This is a genomic window from Vagococcus fluvialis bH819 (assembly GCF_900163795.1).
Lineage (GTDB): Bacteria > Bacillota > Bacilli > Lactobacillales > Vagococcaceae > Vagococcus > Vagococcus fluvialis_A.
On the sequence record NZ_FWFD01000021.1, the window covers coordinates 1 to 17203 of the forward strand.

Sequence of the window (17203 nt, forward strand, 5' to 3'; positions counted from 1 at the left end):
AGAAACGCCCTACACATTTGGTTTGTCTTACTTTGTTTAGTTTTCAAAGATCTATCTCGTTGTCGTAACAACTTTTATATCATATCACGTTTTTTTTTATAAGTCAACTATTTTTAAAAAATAATTATTGTTTTTTGTTATTTAATATATAAGTTATCTTCGTGACTTAATGATATTAACACATATTAATTCGTTATTCAAGTATTTTATCCAAATATTTTTTTGTTATTTAAACAAAGTACTTGTCGTAACGACATGTATTAATATATCAATTGTTTAAATAAAAATCAAGCTTATTTTTTATTTTTTTAAAAAAAAATAAAAAGTAGGTAAAAACTCCCTACTTTTTACTATGATTCTTTTTGACAATCTGGACATAAACCATACATTTCTAAACGATGTTCTCTTACTTTAAAGCCGGTTAATTTTTCTGTTGCCGACTCAACGTCTTCTAAACCTGGATAATATACATCTACAACTTTTCCGCAATTATCACAAATTGCATGATAGTGCTTTGTAGACGTAAAATCAAACCTGCTAGAAGAATCTCCATAGGCCATTTCAATAACAAAACCTATATCAGTAAACAATCTTAAATTATTATATACAGTTGCAACACTCATATTTGGAAAACGATGCTCCAGATGTTTATAAATTTCATCCGCTGTTGGATGACTTTTACTTTCAATCAAATATTCTAAAATAGCATATCTTTGTGGTGTTATACGTATATTAGATTGTTTCATCTTACTGATTGCATCTTCAACAATATGATTAGACATATTCATCATCCTTGTGAATTTTTTATACTTTCATTCTACTACCATTTTATAAATATATCAAGAAACTACGTCATATAAGTATATTTTATTTATTTCAAATCTATTTCTTCCTCAAAAAATAATATATAAATAAAAATACAAAGAACACCAATTACCAAAGATACGTCAGCAAAATTAAAAATTGGAAAATTAAAAAACTCAACTTGGAACATATCAACAACATAGCCTAATCTAATTCGATCGATAAAATTACCTAACGTTCCACCGATAATTAAGCTTAATCCTATTGTCATCCACTTACTTTTTTCATGATATTTGTAAAGTAAATACGGAAGAATAATTAAAGCGATTATTGTCACTATAGTAAAAAACCAAATTTTTCCTTCTAAAATACTCCACGCAGCACCGCTATTTCTAATATGTGTCAAAGAAAGTATCTGATTATCAAAAACGGTTTGATGTAACTTTATATTGGATACCACCCAAAACTTTATCAGTTGATCTAATAAAACTGACGCCAACACTATTATACTGTAATAAATCATTTTTTCCTCACTCTCCGAATAAATCTTTAGGACTCACTATCCCAATCAACTTTCCATTATTGCGACCATTTTCTGTAATCAAAATAGCTTCCAACCTTGGATTATTTTTAAATAATTCTTTTGCTTTGTACTCAGTATCTGTCGGCGCTAAAAAATAAACAGCGTCACTTTTATTATCAATATCTAATATATCTATTGCTGTATAATAATTAAGATCCAATAAACTACTATTAGCATTTTTAGCAAACCACATACCAACCCCTCTAGTTGTTATCAGCCCTCTGAATTTCTTATTTTGGTACACAGGAAACTGAGAATATTCTTTTTCTACTATTATATAAAGAATTTCTTGTAGAGGTACTTCTGCTGTAAATATTTTAACATTTTTCTTAAGTACACGCTCAACTAACCTAGGGTGTAATAATTTATTTTCTATTTCTAAGATCCTGTTTACCGCCCATTCATTAGGCTCAGCAATAATAAAATCAGTTTCAATTCGATTGTGAACAATTGCGTTTCTAAGTTGAGAAAATTCAATTAGATCATATTCTATTTCTCTAATCGGTAAATCAGATTGCTTCTTTACCCGTCGAAGCATTTCAGTTACTCCCATATTGTTTGGAAAATTCAATTGTTTTCTTAACCATTTTTCTATTTTATTGAAAGATGCTAAAAAAGTATCTGCTCTATTCATCACACACCTCATTTCTTAATTACCAAAGATAAGTATATAACAAAATATCAAAAGTAAAAAGAATTATTATTTAATGGCTTACGCCCATAAGCATGTGTTTGACGTAACAATACTTACACCGTATAATGAATATAGGCATGCAAATGACCACTAGGGGGTATGTAAAATGAAATTCGGCACAGTAAAATGGTTTGACGTTAGAAAAGGTTATGGTTTTCTAGTGTATGACGGAGACGAAGAAATTTTTGTACATTTTACCGGCATCATTCAAGAGGGGTTCAAAGTTCTTTTTGAAGGTCAAAAAGTGGAGTTTACTATTAAAGAAGGTGCACGTGGTCTACAAGCATCGCAAGTACTTGTTATCGAATAAATAAAAAAAGTGTTGACTTTATTTCTCGTCAACACTTTTTTCTATACTGTAAATACTACCTGTAAATAAACTTTCTTGTTTTAAGTTTGAAACAAACGAATTCTTAGAAGGCGGGAACATTACGTACGCATATTCTTTAGCGTCTGTCTTTATCGTGATACCATGACTCCCCACTGATACTTTCTTTATTTTATCAATATCAATTTGATAGCAATTCTTTTTTAAAATGGCAGATACTTTTAGTTGCTCATTTGTAAGAATCATCTTTCTCCGAGTTCCTAAGTAGCCGAAGAGTAAAAAAATTAAAAATGTGACAATACTAAATAAATTAATTCGGCCTTGGACTTCCAATAACCCAATCATACTTAATAAAAATAAGACAAATGTCATCGACCAATAAATGATTGTTCCTGAAAGCTCAGGCTGATATCGAAAAACATGAATTTTACTTGTACTCATATTAGCCTCCTATAAAAAGCTCTTCTACAATTACCTATATTACCATAAGATAAATAAATAAAAAATACAAATGGAGAAACCAATGATAAAAATCTATATTGATGCAGCTACTCACCAAACAAAAAACATTAGTGCCGGTGGTATGATTGTACTACTTAATAAAGAACAACTTCAAATAAAACAAACGCTTAGGGCAAAAACAAATAATGAAGCTGAATTTGAAATACTTTTATTCGCTTTAGAATTTGCCTTGAATAATAATTGGAATCAAGAAACTATTTTTATTTACTCAGATAGCCAAATTGTGATTCAGTCCTTAGAAAAAAAATATGCTAAAGAGGATTCTTTTTCAACTTTACTTAATCAAATCCTAACGTTAATGAATAAATTCGATTTCATTTTCATCGAATGGCAAGGAGAAAAGCAAAATAAAGGGGCAGATAATTTAGCTAGACAAGCACTCCAATTAGCTCTAAAAAATAAAAGTCGATAGCCAATTATGTTTGGCTATCGACTTTTAAATCTATTTATTTAGCTATTTCTAAAAGTAATTTTGCAAATTCAGGATCACCGTTAAATGGATGAATATAGTTAAATTCATCTCCACCGTTCTCCATAAAATATTCTCTATTTTCACATTCTATTTCTTCCAGCGTCTCTATACAATCAGAAACAAACCCAGGTGTAATAATTAGAACTTTTTTAACTCCTTTACTTGGTAGTTCTTTTAACGTTGCATCTAACGCTGGAGTTAGCCACTCTTCCGGCCCAAACTTAGACTGATATGTTACTTTGTACGGAATTTCTATATCAAAACCATCAAAAACAGCTGCGGTGGTTTCAGCACACTGTTCCTTATAAGGGTCACCTTTTTCCACATAGGAAACGGGCAATCCATGATATGAAAAAACTAAAAGTTCAGGTTGATATTTCTTAATCCCAGCTAAAATTTGTTTTCTTAATAATTCTATATAAAGTGGGTGGCTTGTAAATTCTCTGATTAAATGTAATTTAGGAATGCTTTCCACTTTCAAATAATGCCTGAATACAGCATCATGAATAGAAGCTGTCGTCGTCGTTGAGTATTGTGGATACAAAGGGATAACTGTTATTTCTTCTATCCCTTCTTCTTCAAAAGATTTTAATGATTCTGAAATAGTTGGGTGACTATAAGCCATACCGAATTTAACTGAAACGTCTGGTAACAACGCCTGTAATTGATTGGTTTGAGATTTAGTATGGATCAATAATGGTGAGCCTGCTTCCTCCCAAATACTACTATATAAAGCTGCTGATTTTTTAGGTCTTGTGTTTAAAATAATTCCATGTAAAATCGGTAGCCATTGCCATCTTGGTTTATCTATCACTCTTTTATCACCTAAAAAGTGTTTCAAATATTCTTTTACTTCTTTTGTTTCTGGTTTTTCTGGTGTGCCAATATTTGCTAATAAAATACCTGATTTAACCAAATAAATCTTCCTCCTTTTTGTAACCCACCTAGTCTACCATTTTTATCAAGAAGTTAAAAAGAAAGAATACTTTTATTCCATAATAAGTCTTCATTTGACAAATTACATATTTTGATTTAGGATGTATTTAATTAAATAATTGATAATAATTGAAAAAGTAGTAAATTATCCCTGTTTATAGAAAGTCAAAAATTGCTGGAATTTGACACATATAATATTACGAATTACATTCAATGTTTTAATTATCAGCGGGTTGTTGCCGATATAAACAAATGAGTGGTGTAGACTTAGTCACACTAACTTGGGTGGTACCACGGAATATATTATTTCGTCCCTATAGAGAACAATCTCTATAGGGACTTTTTTTATAGAAAGGAATGTTTTTAATGACAACAAATATTATCGATGAGTTAATGTGGCGTGATGCAATTAATCAACAAACTGATGCTGAAGGTTTACGTGAATATGTAGAAAGTAATAAAATTTCTTTATATTGTGGCGTAGATCCAACTGGAGATAGCATGCATATTGGACATTTGATTCCTTTTATGATGCTTAAAAGATTCCAACTTCTAGGGCACCATCCTTATATTGTTATTGGTGGCGCAACTGGTACCATTGGTGATCCAAGTGGACGTTCTAGCGAAAGACAACTCCAAACTATGGAACAAGTTCAGCATAATGTTGACTGTTTAACAAATCAGATGAAGAAACTTTTCTTTGATGAAGACAACGAGCAACAATTATCAATGGTCAACAACTATGATTGGACTAAAGATTTATCATTACTTGATTTTTTAAGAGATTACGGTAAAAATTTTAATATCAATACAATGTTAGCAAAAGACATTGTTTCAAGTCGTTTGGAAACTGGGATTTCGTTTACTGAATTCACTTACCAAATTCTGCAATCAATGGATTACTTACATTTATTCCGTCATCATGATGTACGTCTACAAATTGGTGGTGCGGATCAGTGGGGAAATATCACAGCTGGTTTAGATCTAATCAGAAAAAAAGAAGGAGCTGAAGCAAAAGCATTTGGCTTAACTATTCCTTTAATGCTAAAATCTGATGGAACAAAATTTGGTAAATCTGCCGGTGGAGCTATTTGGTTAGATCCTGAAAAAACATCCCCTTATGAATTTTACCAATTTTGGTTAAACCAAGATGATCGAGATGTGGTAAGATACTTAAAATTCTTTACTTTTCTATCTCAAGAAGAGATTAAATCACTTGAAGAAAAAGTTGCCTCTGAACCTCATAAACGTGAAGCGCAAAAAACATTGGCAAATGAAATGACAACTTTTGTTCATGGCACAGATGCTTTAAATGATGCTCTAATGATTACCGCTGCTTTATTTTCAGGAGATGTTAAACAATTAACAGCTCATCAAATTGAAGATGGCTTTAAGAATATGCCAAATGCGACAATAGGTAAAGAGACTATGAACATCGTTGATTGGTTAGTAGAAACTAAAGTTGAACCTTCTAAACGACAAGCTCGTGAAGATGTAACAAATGGCGCTATTTCCATTAATGGAGAAAAAATAAAGGATATCACAACTGAAATTTCAGCGAATTTATCGATTGAAGAAAAATTTATTATTGTTAGAAAAGGTAAGAAAAATTATACACTTATAAATTTAATCTAATTTAAATAATTAAGAGGCTGACAAATTTGTCAGCCTCTTAATTATTTATACGAATGATTTTTAATAGCTTGGTGATAAAAAATTGGTCTCGAGCAAAGTAACTTTTGCCCCCTCTTGGTGTCTTGTTTTAATTTTCTATTAGTTGATAATTTTTGATAAAAAGATAAGCTATAGTGACTAATCCATTTATACTTGCTAACATTAATAAATTAAAAGCAGACATTTCAATTATCGAAAGACAGATAATTAAAGCGTTTACTATAAAAAGAATCACTAACCATTTTATTAAGTTTGAACTTTCCCCTTTTTTAAGGTGTCCATTTTTTTGAACTAGAAACAGAATAACAATAATAAAAGTAATCGTTTGTACCTGTATAATCGTTAACATTCTCCCTCACTCCCTTTGACTATATTATACAATTATTTTTATTTTTTACATCCGTCAAAAGACTGATATACTTTGTCTTTTTAATACTCACTTGTTATACTTAAAAGAATGTAAGAAAAAAGGAGTTTGCTTTTACTATGTATAAAAAAAATTGGTCATTATTTCAAATAAGACGTAGTGGTAGTCGTTTTATTAATTCTCATTTATCTACCATCCAAATTATCTTTATTTATTATGTCTTAATGACAATTGTTTCCTTTATTCTTTTAAGTTTACCTTTTTTTCAAAAAGAAGAGGCTAATGTTTCTGCCTTTGATATGTTTTTTATGGCTATTAGCACTGTTAGTGTAACCGGTCTTAGCACCTTTAACATCAATGAAGTTTTTAATCAAAGAGGGATTATTTTGCTTGAAATTCTATTTCAAATCGGTGGCCTTGGTATTATGATGTTTTCTACTTTTTTCTTTATTCTTTCAAAAAAACGAATTTCACTTAAAAGACGTCAATTAATCATGACCGATATGAACTCACCTAAACTAAGCGGTAGTGTTCGTTTAATAAAAAATACGGTCTACACTCTCTTAATTATCCAACTAATTTTTGGAATTATTTTTTCATTACGCTTTTATTTTTCTGGTCACCATCCTAATCTTGGTGAAGCTACTTTCCAAGGTTTTTATCAATCGATATCTGCTGTGACAAACTCCGGATTCGATGTAACCGGCCTGTCTGCGACTCCGTATGCTCAAGACTATGTTTTTATCCCGATTTTGATTCTATTAATTATAATTGGTGGAATCGGATTTCCAGTTATTATGGAAATCAAAGAATGGTTAGTATACAGAAGAAATCAAACTGGATTCCCTTTTAGATTTTCACTTTTTAGTAAGCTAGCCATAAGTATTTACTTCATCTTATTTGTTTTCGGCACATTGGCTATTTATTTATTGGAAAGAAATCACCTGTTTAACGATATGCCTGAAATCCAAAAATGGATGAGCTCTATGTTTTATTCAACTACTACACGTAATGCTGGTTTACAAATGAACGATTTAAATGATTTTCAAACACCCACATTGTTACTGTTTTCTATGCTAATGTTTATTGGTTGCAGCCCTAGTTCAGTTGGTGGTGGTGTTCGGACAACTACTATCGCCATTCTAGGCTTATACATGCTTTCATTTATTAAACGTGAAGAAAATGTCACTATATTTAGTCGTCGTATTGCTGATCAAGATATAAAAAAAGCTGTTGTCGTATTTAATCTTTCAATTGCCATGTGTTTCTTTGCTGTCCTTATTCTTTCAATTACAGAGAAACAACAATCAATGATTGCCATTATTGTTGAGGTTGCATCTGCCTTCGGAACAACTGGCTTGTCTTTAGGAATTACGGATGATCTAACCTCCATTGGTAAAATTACAATTGCTATTTTGATGTTTATTGGACGTATCGGCATGCTTTATACCTTGATGGTCTTCGTCCCTAAAGAACGACAGGATCATGGTTATCTATTCCCTACTGAAAAAATTATTATTGGTTAATCTAAAATAACTTAAAAAAATAAACGGCAACTGACATTTTTAAGTCATTTGCCGTTTATTTTTTTACACTCGTAACAATACTAAATAAAAACAACTTCTTCTATTATTTTTATTTTTGGGTCTAGAGACTGCATCACTGGACAATGTTTACTAATTAATTTCAAGCTCCGTTCTGCTCTTCCGTGATTTTTTTCTTCAATCGAAACAAAAAACGTTACTTTCACTTCTTTTAGTGGTTCACTTTGAATATCAATCTCTCTTTCATAATCAATATCAACTTTTTCAAATGTATACTCAATTCGTGAGCTTTCTAAGATGCTTTGATAAACATAGGCACCACATGCCCCAATAGCTGCTACTAAACTTTGTACCGGTGAATACCCCTCAGACCTGAGCATGACCCAATTGCCACTTTCAAAAGGTAACTCCATTCCTTTTTCACCTTGAATTAACTGAATTTTATCAACTGTCATCTCTTATTTCTCCTTTAAAACAAAATGACCAGAACTTATTTCTACCCATTCCGTTTGATTGCTTGTATCAATTATTTCTAACAAATCCATTTCTGATTCTTTTTGTACTTCTCTTGCTTTCTTTGGGTCAGCAATTGGTATAGCTTTTAACAAGCGTTTCGTATACTGGTGTTGTGGCTCTTTAAATATTTTTTCGCTGGGTCCCATTTCAACAATTTTACCTAGATACATCACCGCTATCCTATCAGATATATAGCGAACCATTGACAAATCATGGGAAATAAACAGATAAGTCAATCCTAAATCTTTCTGCAGTTCAATTAATAAGTTAATCACTTGCGCTTGAATAGAGACATCTAGAGCCGAGATAGGCTCATCACATAAAATAAACTCAGGATTTACAACAACGGCTCGAGCAATTCCAATTCTTTGACGTTGTCCGCCACTAAATTCTTTAGGATATTTAGAAAACATATCTTCAGTAAAACCAACTTTTTCTAGAATCGCTTTAGCTTTTTCCAGAGACTCAGACTTGCTAAATTGTAATAGTAAAGGTTCTAAAACTAAATCTAAAGCTGTCATTCTTGGATTTAGGGATGAGTAAGGATCTTGAAAAATTATTTGCATCTTTTTAAGTATATTTTTCTTTTCTTCCTTATTCACATCGATTAAAGAGTTATTTTCAAAGTATATTTGACCTTCATCAATCGATTCGAGTTGTAGAATGCTTCTTCCTAGTGTCGTTTTACCACTACCAGATTCACCTACTAAACCTAATGTTTCTCCTCGATTAATCATTAAAGAGACATTGTCAATTGCTTTAACTACTGTTTTAACTTGACCAAAATTATTTTTTACTGGAAAATAACGTTTAATGTTCTCTACGCGAATTAATTCGTTCCCCATTACTCATCACCTCCATTGCTCAAAACTTTATGTGTATCTGATAAAACATACATCTCAGCACGTTCCCTCTCCTCAGATGTTTCATTATAGTCTGTTAATGAATAGAGCATCTGTTCTTTATCTCCATTTGGAATTGCTTTTAATAATTCTTTTGTATAAGGATGAGCTGGTTCATAAAAAACCTCATCAATTGTACCTTCTTCAACAATTTTACCATCATACATAACTCGTATACTTTGGCACATTCCCGCTACAATACCAAAATCATGCGTCACCAAAATCACTGATAACTCTTCTTCTTTTTGCAGTTGACGAATTAAACTTAAAATTTGTGCTTGGATAGTGACATCTAAGGCCGTTGTTGGTTCGTCAGCGATTAGTAGTTTTGGTTTAGCTAATAATGCCATCGCGATCATCACACGTTGTCTCATACCACCAGATAGTTCATGAGGATATTGTTTCATTCTTTTTTCTGATAAAGATATCCCCACTTTTTCTAATTCTTTCATAGCTATTTTTTCAGCATCTTTTTTAGTTATTTTTTGTTTTCTTTGAATTACTTCAACTAAGTGGTAACCAATCGTTCTTAGTGGATTTAAAGACGTCATTGGATCTTGGAAAATCATGGCAGCTGGGATTCTTTCTTTCTTTCCCATCTGATCCAAGCCATCAAAATAAAATGTATCGTAAGTTGATTCTGTATTTTCAGGTAATATTTTCATTAAGCTCTTCATCGTCATACTTTTACCGCTACCAGACTCACCAACTATCCCTACAATTTCTCCTTTTGGAATCGTTAAATCTATTTCTTTGATAATATGAACTGGCTCTTTATTTTTTTTATGAACCGCCACAGATAAATTTTTAATTTCTAATATGTTTTTTATCATCATTACCCCTCCACACTTGTTAATTCACGTAAGAAATTACCTAAACTATTAAATGAATAGACTGTTAATATGATAAATATTCCTGGTAAAACTGCCATATAAGGGGCTTGTTGTAAGCTTGCTTGCGCATTTTGCAATAAACTTCCCCATGATGCTACTGGGGGTTGAATACCGATTCCTAAAAAACTTAATGCTGATTCTGTCATAATTGCAGAGGAAATACTTCCTGTTGCTGCAACAATCAATGTTGGCAAAACAGCTGGAAATATATGTTTCATAATAATTTTAGAATCCTTTTCCCCAATAAATTGAGCATAAATAACATACTCTCTTTCTTTTACAGAGAGTGTTTCTGCTCGAATTAACCGGGAAATACTCATCCAAGAAAAACAACCAATTACAAAAATAATTGTTACTAAACCAGGTTTTAAAAGAACACTTAAAACAATCACTAAAACTAACCATGGAATCGAAGATAAAATATCGACAATCCTCATTAATAAACTATCGATCCAACCACCGAAATAGCCAGAAATTATCCCCACAACTGTGCCAATAAGAGTTGACGCAATCATTGCTAAGATACCAACAAGAAGTGAGATCCGTCCACCGTAAACTACTCTAATAAAATAATCACGCCCTACTTCATCTGTCCCAAAGATATGCTTCAAACTTGGAGCTGATGACATTTGACTAACATCTGTGGCATTAGGATCAATGGGAAGTAGTGGTGCAATTAACGCTAAGAGTGATAATCCTACCACAAAAACAATTGGAAACCAGTAACTCTTATTCTCTTTTAAAATTTCTAACCATTTTTTTTCTTTCATATTACTTATCCCCCTGACTGATACGAGGATCCACGATTGTATACAAAATATCTGACAATAAGTTTCCTAAAATGACTAAAGTAGCTGATAAAAGCATTACTGCCATAATAATTGGAAAATCTAAAGCTTTTGTCGCACTCATTAAGTAAGGTCCAATTCCAGGCCAACCAAAAATACTTTCAGTAATGATCGCTCCTGTTACAAGCATCGGTAAAGCTAAACCAATTTGTGTGACAATTGGTAATAAGACATTTTTACTAACATGCCTGAAGAAAATTTCTTTTTTACTTGCTCCAAATGACTGTTGAACTGTCACATAGTCCTCCGATAATTGAAGCATTGTTGAAGATCTTACATAACGTGTTAAATCTGGGAAGAATGCTACTGTTAATACAATATAAGGCATAATAAAATGTTGTAGAAAATCAATAAAGGAATGCTCATTTCCAACTGTATGCATACCAATTATCGGCAAGGCATTTAATTTATAGCCAAAGAAGTAGATTAGTAACATTGCAAACCAAAACGTGGGCATAGAAATGCCAATAGAGCAGATACCATCAATTAATTTATCAATAAACTTACCTTTATTGGCTCCTGCTACAAGTCCTAAAGTAATAGCGATAATAAGTGCTGTGATATATGCTGGTAAAATTAATTTTATCGTGTTAGGAATGCGTACCATTAATTCTTGACCAATACTTTGTTGACTGACTAATGAATGACCAAAGTCACCTGTCAGTATTTGTTTTAACCACATAAAATACTGTACTAAAAACGGTTGGTCTAAACCATATCGTTGTCGTAACATTTCAACTGTTTCTTTCGACATATTAGGTGTTGTAATTGAATCGATCGCATCATAAGGCGCCAGATGAATCAACGAAAACACAATAAAGGAAACAATAAAAAGCAGTGGTATAACTTGTAAGACTCTTTTTAAAATATACTTAGCCATATTATCCGTCCTCATATTCATTTTATTTTTCTTTCTACATGACAGAAAAAACTTCGGGCAAATCAATATTTGCTTACGAAGTTTTTCAGTTATTCTATCGCTTATTTAATCGATAGTTTAGAGAGATCTTCAAATGTATAAATTGGAATCAAACCTGCTTTTTCAACATTTTCAACTGATTTATTAACTGCTAATACTTTTTTACTATCAACAATTGGATAGAAAATAGCATCATCAGCAATTTGTTTTTGTAAATCAGCATAGACATCCTTACGTTTTGAATCATCTAGTTCAACAACACCTGCATTAAACAACTTGTCTGTAGCATCGCTGCTATAATGGAAGTAATTAGAAGAACCTCCTGATTTGAATAATGAAGAATATAAATCTGGTTCATTTCCCATGATATATCCTCCCATAAATAAATCATATTTCTTAGTTTCTGGTTTTTGCATTTCAGCAAAGTATGCAGCACTGTCACCACCGGCCAGTTCTAAAGTAATACCTGCTTTTTGTAATTGTTGTTGCATTAATGTTGCTTGAATTGTTTGAACTGGATCATCTGAAGAGAACGCTAAATTAATTTTTAAATCTTCTGCACCAGATTCTTTTAATAATTTTTTGGATTTTTCAACATCTGTGTCGTATTTTTCGAGTCTTTCAGTTGCATATGGGTTATTTGGTGGCAGAATAGAATACACATTATCATAATATTTAGCATCTAAATACCCAGCTTTATTTAACTCTTCTTTATTCAAAGCGTAAAAAATAGCTTGTCTAACTTTTACATCTTTTAATTTATCTGAGTTACTGTTAACACCCATATAACCCACACGGTTTTCACTGTACTCATAAGTTGTTACATCTGATTTTTTGATATCTTCAATATTATTAGGAAGAATATATGACGCATCTACTTCTCCTTTTTGAAGAGCTACTTTTGTTGTATCTGCGTTGCTTATAATTCTTAAATTAACTTTAGGAATACTCGCTTTTCCACCATAATACGTATCATTGGCTTCAAATTGTAAATACTCTCCACGTTTATAATTAACTAATTTATAAGGTCCAGTTCCTACAGGTTTCGCTTTTAACTCATTAACAGAAAAATCTGGTTCATCTTTATAGATATGTTCCGGAATGATATATGTTTCTGTCGCAATATTATTCATTGCTGCGGCACTCACGGAAGGAAAATTAAACTTCACTGTCGTATCATCTAATTTTTCAAAGGCGATTGGTTTATCATCAATCCATAAACTATCTGCATTACCATTCTCTTTTTTAACTTTTTGTTCATAGGTAAAAATAACATCATCAGCTGTTAATTTTTCACCATCAGACCATTTGATATCATCTTTTAGTTTAACAGTTACAGATTTACCGTCTTGACTGGGTGTTACTTCTTTGGCTAACTCCATTTTTTGAGTGCCATCTCCTTCAATCCGTACAAGCGGCGAGAAAATCATATTAACAGTTGTTAATCCCCATCTGTCCCCTACGTTTGTTGGATTAAGCGACGTTGGATCCCCACTAATTGCATAGGTAAAAGTGTCCTTATCCTTTTTTTCTTTTGGTGCTTCTGTCTTATTAGAACCACATGCCGTTAAAGTCATAGCAATAACTGCTGTCATTCCGAAAAGCCATTTTTTTTCCATCAAATCTCTCCTTGTTGATGATTAATTGATTTAAAGGATCTTTTAATCACATTTTAATATATAACAGTCCTTAGTATAGCTAACCATTGAAAATACGTCAATTGTTTACACTTATAAAAAGATAGTAAATTATGAAAGATAAGTACAAATCTTATTTATTTTATAAAATCTATTTATTTTTACCTTTGATTCTTTACAATTAGGCATTCTTTTAAATATAATATGGTATTATATATTAGTTGAAGTTTTAAATAGGAGGAAACATGCATGAGCATACGCAGTAGTTTAGCAACTTTTGTCGGTAAATCAAGCCGTTGGTTTTTACAAACATTTTTTAAAGGTGGTAGTAGCCTCCCAGGAAAAATTGCCTTAAAAATTGATCCTAATGTTTTAGATCAATTAGCAAAAGATTATCATATTATCGTCATAACTGGAACAAACGGTAAGACTTTAACAACAGCTCTTACAGTAAATATTTTGAAACAGGAGTTTGGAGAAGTCTTAACGAATACAACTGGTGCAAATATGCTTCAAGGAATCGTTTCAACTTTTCTTTCTGGGAAAAAAAATAAAAATGGTCAAAATTTTGCTGTGCTTGAAATAGATGAAGCTAGTTTAAGTAAGGTAACTGAATTTTTAACTCCCGAGCTATTTGTATTTACTAACATTTTTAGAGATCAAATGGATCGTTACGGTGAAATTTATACAACTTATAAATTGATAGTTGATGGGGCAAGTAAAGCACCAGATGCTACCATTTTAATGAATGGTGATCTGCCAATCTTTCGTTCTGTTAAAACAGTAAATCCAGTTAAATATTACGGATTTAATCATCAAGAAGATCAAGCTCTTCACGCTCACTACAATACAGACGGAGTATTATGTCCGGATTGTCAGCATATTTTAGCATACAAAATGATTACATATAGTAATCTGGGTAAATACTATTGTCTAAATTGTGACTTTAAACGGCCAGAACTCGATTATCAACTAACTAATTTAATCAAAACAACAAATACTTCTGCAGAGTTTGTCATTGATCATGAAAAATACTCTATTGAAGTTGGCGGTTTGTACAATGTTTATAACGCTCTGTCAGCAACAGCTGTAGCAGAATACTACGGAATTGCTTCTGAAAAAATTAGAAAAGGCTTATCCTATGATGAAAAAGTCTTTGGACGTCAAGAAGTCATTCAAATTGGTGATAAAAAATGCACACTAGTCTTAGTTAAAAATCCAGTTGGACTAAACCAAGTGATTGATACGATGAAAATGGCTCCTTTTGATTTTTCTCTTGTTGCTCTTTTAAATGCTAACTACGCTGATGGTATCGATATTAGTTGGATTTGGGATAGTCAATTAGAGGAATTACAAAACATGTCTATTCCAAAAGTAATTACTGGCGGTGAACGTCGTGAAGATATGACATTACGCTTAAAAGTTGCTGGAATTGAGCTAGATAACTTAACAGAAGTATCTAATATTAAGGAAGTTATTTCCGAAATTAAACAAGTACCAACTGAACATGTTTATATTTTAGCTACTTATACAGCAGTACTTCAAATGAGAAAAGAATTAATCCAGCAAGGCTACATTAAGGAGGCTAACTAAATTGGCAGCTTATAACCTAAGAGTTTGTCATCTTTATGGCAATTTATTAAACACTTATGGTGACAACGGAAATCTTTTGTTACTAGAATATTATGCTAAGAAATTAGATATTGATTTTTCAATTGAAATCGTCAGTATTTATGAAGAGTTCAAAGCAGAAAATTTTGATTTAATTTTCTTTGGTGGTGGTCAAGACTATGAACAAGTTATCGTTTCTAAAGATATTCAAACTAAAAAGCAAGAATTAACTAAATATATTGAAGATGATGGTGTATTTTTAGCTATATGCGGTGGATTCCAACTATTAGGTGAATACTATATCGGTGCTCATGGTGAAAAAATAGAAGGAATTCATGCCCTTCCCCACTATACACTCAGCCAAGAGAATAATCGCTTTATTGGTGATATCGAGATTTATAACGAAATATTTAATGAAACTTATTTCGGTTTTGAAAATCATAACGGAACAACATTTTTAGGTGAAGGCGAAATGCCGCTTGGTATTGTAAAAAAAGGATTCGGGAATAATGGAAAAGATCATACTGAAGGTGTTGTCTACAAAAATGTGATTGGTTCTTATTTCCACGGGCCTCTTCTTGCTAAAAATAAAAATCTAGCTTTGCGAATTATTAACATGGCAACTAAAAAGAAATACAATCAAACTTTTTCAATCTCACAATTAAATGACTAACAATAAAAGAAGGTGGCAAATTATGTCATCTTTTTTTTATTGATAAATACCTAGAATCTTGTTTTTTTTAGGTGTATACTTAATTTAGCGGTAGAATTATTATTTAAAAGACAGGAGGAATCTCTATGAAAATTGGGATACCAAAGGAAATAAAAAACAATGAAAACCGTGTGGCTTTAACACCCCCATTTGTCAAAACTCTGATTGATAATCGTCATGAAGTACTTGTTGAATCTAACGCAGGTTTAGGCGCAGGCTATACAGATGAGGAATATCAAAAAAATGGTGCAACTATTGTTAAAGAAGCCAAAGATGCTTGGAATGTTGAGATGGTCCTAAAAGTCAAAGAACCTTTAAAATCTGAATACATCTATTTTAAAGAAGATTTGATTTTATTTACTTATTTACACTTAGCACCAGCAAAAGAATTAACGGACGCACTACTTGAGAGCAAAGTAACAGCAATTGCCTATGAATCCGTTCAAATGCCAGATGGTAGTTTACCACTTTTAACGCCTATGTCTGAAATTGCAGGACGTATGGCACCACAAACGGGTGCTTTCTTTTTACAAAAAACACAAGGTGGATCGGGTGTTCTTCTATCATCAGTACCTGGAGTACCAAAAGGAAATGTTTTAATAATTGGTGGTGGTGTTGCTGGTACTAACGCTGCAAAAATCGCCATTGGTTTAGGTGCTAATGTTCGCATTTTAGATGTGAACCAAAAACGCTTAGCTCAATTAGAAGATATTTTTGGGAATAACATTGAAACAGTCATGTCAAATCCTTACAATATACATCAATCACTTAAGAATGCTGACCTTGTGATTGGAGCTGTTCTTATTCCTGGTCGAAAAGCGCCAACACTTGTCACTGAAGAAATGGTCAAAGATATGAAGGAAGGCTCAGTCATTATTGATATCGCTATTGACCAAGGTGGAATTTTTGCCACAACAGATAAAATTACTAATCATGATGACCCAGTTTATACACGTCACGGTGTTCTTCATTATGCCGTAGCTAATATGCCTGGAGCTGTTGCAAGAACTGCCACACTAGCTTTGACAAACAACACTTTACCTTATATCACACAACTTGCTAACAAAGGTTTTGTTCAAGCTGTTAACGATAGTGACATTTTAGCTTCTGGTGTTAATGCATGTAAAGGGCATTTAACTTTTGAACAAGTTGCCTTAGATCAAAATCGAGGATTCACACCTTTAGTAGATTTAATTTAAATAAAGATAATATTTATACAATAAATAAGAGGCCGACAATTG

19 protein-coding genes are annotated in these 17203 nt (G+C 32.0%); 7 read left to right on the forward strand and 12 right to left on the reverse strand.

Translation table 11 applies throughout. The features are described 5' to 3' along the window. Positions 1–350: 350 nt before the first annotated feature. The 3 genes from FM121_RS13865 to FM121_RS13875 form a co-directional block, all read right to left on the reverse strand. A complete protein-coding gene (locus FM121_RS13865) occupies positions 351–782 on the reverse strand; it encodes a Fur family transcriptional regulator (RefSeq protein ID WP_086952787.1) in 432 nt (143 codons plus the stop codon). A gap of 89 nt (positions 783–871) precedes the next feature. Continuing rightward, positions 872–1327, reverse strand: a complete 456-nt coding sequence (gene lspA, locus FM121_RS13870) for a signal peptidase II (protein ID WP_086952788.1) — start codon at positions 1325–1327, stop codon at positions 872–874. A 7-nt stretch (positions 1328–1334) separates the two neighbouring features. After that, entirely contained in the window at positions 1335–2021 is a 687-nt protein-coding gene (locus FM121_RS13875; RefSeq protein ID WP_256958483.1) for a CBS domain-containing protein, read from the reverse strand. Positions 2022–2187: 166 nt separating this feature from the next. Here FM121_RS13875 and FM121_RS13880 point away from each other — a divergent pair, with 166 nt between their 5' ends. After that, entirely contained in the window at positions 2188–2391 is a 204-nt protein-coding gene (locus tag FM121_RS13880) for a cold-shock protein (RefSeq protein ID WP_086952790.1), read from the forward strand. 18 nt (positions 2392–2409) lie between these two features. On the opposite strand, the gene FM121_RS13885 is transcribed toward FM121_RS13880, so the two are convergent. After that, positions 2410–2850, reverse strand: a complete 441-nt coding sequence (locus tag FM121_RS13885) for an EbsA family protein (protein ID WP_086952791.1) — start codon at positions 2848–2850, stop codon at positions 2410–2412. A gap of 82 nt (positions 2851–2932) precedes the next feature. Between FM121_RS13885 and FM121_RS13890 the strand changes: the two genes are divergently transcribed. After that, positions 2933–3343, forward strand: a complete 411-nt coding sequence (locus tag FM121_RS13890; protein WP_179203891.1) for a ribonuclease HI family protein — start codon at positions 2933–2935, stop codon at positions 3341–3343. A gap of 34 nt (positions 3344–3377) precedes the next feature. Here FM121_RS13890 and hemH read toward each other — a convergent pair whose 3' ends face one another. Beyond that, positions 3378–4319 carry a ferrochelatase gene (hemH, locus tag FM121_RS13895; RefSeq protein ID WP_086952793.1) on the reverse strand — a complete coding sequence of 314 codons (942 nt, stop codon included), beginning with the start codon at positions 4317–4319 and terminating at the stop codon, positions 3378–3380. Positions 4320–4705: 386 nt separating this feature from the next. On the opposite strand from hemH, the gene tyrS reads away from it, so the two are divergent. Then, positions 4706–5974 (forward strand): tyrosine--tRNA ligase, encoded by a 1269-nt coding sequence (gene tyrS / locus FM121_RS13900; RefSeq protein ID WP_086952794.1) that lies wholly within the window; start codon positions 4706–4708, stop codon positions 5972–5974. Between the two features lie 127 nt (positions 5975–6101). On the opposite strand, the gene FM121_RS13905 is transcribed toward tyrS, so the two are convergent. Continuing rightward, positions 6102–6362, reverse strand: coding sequence for a hypothetical protein (locus FM121_RS13905; RefSeq protein ID WP_086952795.1), 261 nt, complete (start codon positions 6360–6362; stop codon positions 6102–6104). Positions 6363–6499: 137 nt separating this feature from the next. Here FM121_RS13905 and FM121_RS13910 point away from each other — a divergent pair, with 137 nt between their 5' ends. Continuing rightward, entirely contained in the window at positions 6500–7906 is a 1407-nt protein-coding gene (locus tag FM121_RS13910) for a TrkH family potassium uptake protein (protein ID WP_086952796.1), read from the forward strand. Between the two features lie 80 nt (positions 7907–7986). On the opposite strand, the gene FM121_RS13915 is transcribed toward FM121_RS13910, so the two are convergent. The 6 genes from FM121_RS13915 to FM121_RS13940 all read right to left on the reverse strand — a co-directional run bounded on the left by FM121_RS13915 (position 7987) and on the right by FM121_RS13940 (position 13621). After that, complete coding sequence (locus FM121_RS13915) at positions 7987–8379, reverse strand: OsmC family protein (protein ID WP_086952797.1); 393 nt, start codon at positions 8377–8379, stop codon at positions 7987–7989. A gap of 3 nt (positions 8380–8382) precedes the next feature. After that, complete coding sequence (locus FM121_RS13920; RefSeq protein ID WP_086952798.1) at positions 8383–9285, reverse strand: ATP-binding cassette domain-containing protein; 903 nt, start codon at positions 9283–9285, stop codon at positions 8383–8385. Further along, entirely contained in the window at positions 9285–10175 is an 891-nt protein-coding gene (locus FM121_RS13925) for an ABC transporter ATP-binding protein (protein ID WP_086952799.1), read from the reverse strand. The genes FM121_RS13920 and FM121_RS13925 overlap by 1 nt, the downstream gene beginning before the upstream one ends. 2 nt (positions 10176–10177) lie before the next feature. Then, entirely contained in the window at positions 10178–11005 is an 828-nt protein-coding gene (locus tag FM121_RS13930; RefSeq protein WP_086952800.1) for an ABC transporter permease, read from the reverse strand. Between the two features lies 1 nt (position 11006). Next, positions 11007–11963 carry an ABC transporter permease gene (locus tag FM121_RS13935; protein WP_086952801.1) on the reverse strand — a complete coding sequence of 319 codons (957 nt, stop codon included), beginning with the start codon at positions 11961–11963 and terminating at the stop codon, positions 11007–11009. A 101-nt stretch (positions 11964–12064) separates the two neighbouring features. After that, positions 12065–13621: an ABC transporter substrate-binding protein gene (locus FM121_RS13940; RefSeq protein ID WP_086952802.1), complete on the reverse strand. Its 1557-nt coding sequence runs from the start codon at positions 13619–13621 to the stop codon at positions 12065–12067. Positions 13622–13888: 267 nt separating this feature from the next. Here FM121_RS13940 and FM121_RS13945 point away from each other — a divergent pair, with 267 nt between their 5' ends. The 3 genes from FM121_RS13945 to ald all read left to right on the forward strand — a co-directional run bounded on the left by FM121_RS13945 (position 13889) and on the right by ald (position 17161). Beyond that, on the forward strand, positions 13889–15232 hold the full coding sequence (locus FM121_RS13945; RefSeq protein WP_086952803.1) for a Mur ligase family protein: 1344 nt from the start codon (positions 13889–13891) through the stop codon (positions 15230–15232). 1 nt (position 15233) lies between these two features. Then, the gene (locus tag FM121_RS13950; RefSeq protein ID WP_086952804.1) at positions 15234–15923 is read left to right on the forward strand and encodes a type 1 glutamine amidotransferase; all 690 of its coding nucleotides are present in this window, start codon (positions 15234–15236) and stop codon (positions 15921–15923) included. A gap of 125 nt (positions 15924–16048) precedes the next feature. Further along, positions 16049–17161, forward strand: a complete 1113-nt coding sequence (gene ald, locus FM121_RS13955) for an alanine dehydrogenase (RefSeq protein ID WP_086952805.1) — start codon at positions 16049–16051, stop codon at positions 17159–17161. Positions 17162–17203: the final 42 nt, after the last annotated feature.

Coding starts and splice junctions, on each gene's coding strand:
- FM121_RS13865 (WP_086952787.1), bottom strand. CDS start 782: ATGTCTAATCATATTGTTGAAGATGCAATCAGTAAGATGAAACAATCT.
- lspA (WP_086952788.1), bottom strand. CDS start 1,327: ATGATTTATTACAGTATAATAGTGTTGGCGTCAGTTTTATTAGATCAA.
- FM121_RS13875 (WP_256958483.1), bottom strand. CDS start 2,021: ATGAATAGAGCAGATACTTTTTTAGCATCTTTCAATAAAATAGAAAAA.
- FM121_RS13880 (WP_086952790.1), top strand. CDS start 2,188: ATGAAATTCGGCACAGTAAAATGGTTTGACGTTAGAAAAGGTTATGGT.
- FM121_RS13885 (WP_086952791.1), bottom strand. CDS start 2,850: ATGAGTACAAGTAAAATTCATGTTTTTCGATATCAGCCTGAGCTTTCA.
- FM121_RS13890 (WP_179203891.1), top strand. CDS start 2,933: ATGATAAAAATCTATATTGATGCAGCTACTCACCAAACAAAAAACATT.
- tyrS (WP_086952794.1), top strand. CDS start 4,706: ATGACAACAAATATTATCGATGAGTTAATGTGGCGTGATGCAATTAAT.
- FM121_RS13905 (WP_086952795.1), bottom strand. CDS start 6,362: ATGTTAACGATTATACAGGTACAAACGATTACTTTTATTATTGTTATT.
- FM121_RS13910 (WP_086952796.1), top strand. CDS start 6,500: ATGTATAAAAAAAATTGGTCATTATTTCAAATAAGACGTAGTGGTAGT.
- FM121_RS13915 (WP_086952797.1), bottom strand. CDS start 8,379: ATGACAGTTGATAAAATTCAGTTAATTCAAGGTGAAAAAGGAATGGAG.
- FM121_RS13920 (WP_086952798.1), bottom strand. CDS start 9,285: ATGGGGAACGAATTAATTCGCGTAGAGAACATTAAACGTTATTTTCCA.
- FM121_RS13925 (WP_086952799.1), bottom strand. CDS start 10,175: ATGATAAAAAACATATTAGAAATTAAAAATTTATCTGTGGCGGTTCAT.
- FM121_RS13930 (WP_086952800.1), bottom strand. CDS start 11,005: ATGAAAGAAAAAAAATGGTTAGAAATTTTAAAAGAGAATAAGAGTTAC.
- FM121_RS13935 (WP_086952801.1), bottom strand. CDS start 11,963: ATGGCTAAGTATATTTTAAAAAGAGTCTTACAAGTTATACCACTGCTT.
- FM121_RS13940 (WP_086952802.1), bottom strand. CDS start 13,621: ATGGAAAAAAAATGGCTTTTCGGAATGACAGCAGTTATTGCTATGACT.
- FM121_RS13945 (WP_086952803.1), top strand. CDS start 13,889: ATGAGCATACGCAGTAGTTTAGCAACTTTTGTCGGTAAATCAAGCCGT.
- ald (WP_086952805.1), top strand. CDS start 16,049: ATGAAAATTGGGATACCAAAGGAAATAAAAAACAATGAAAACCGTGTG.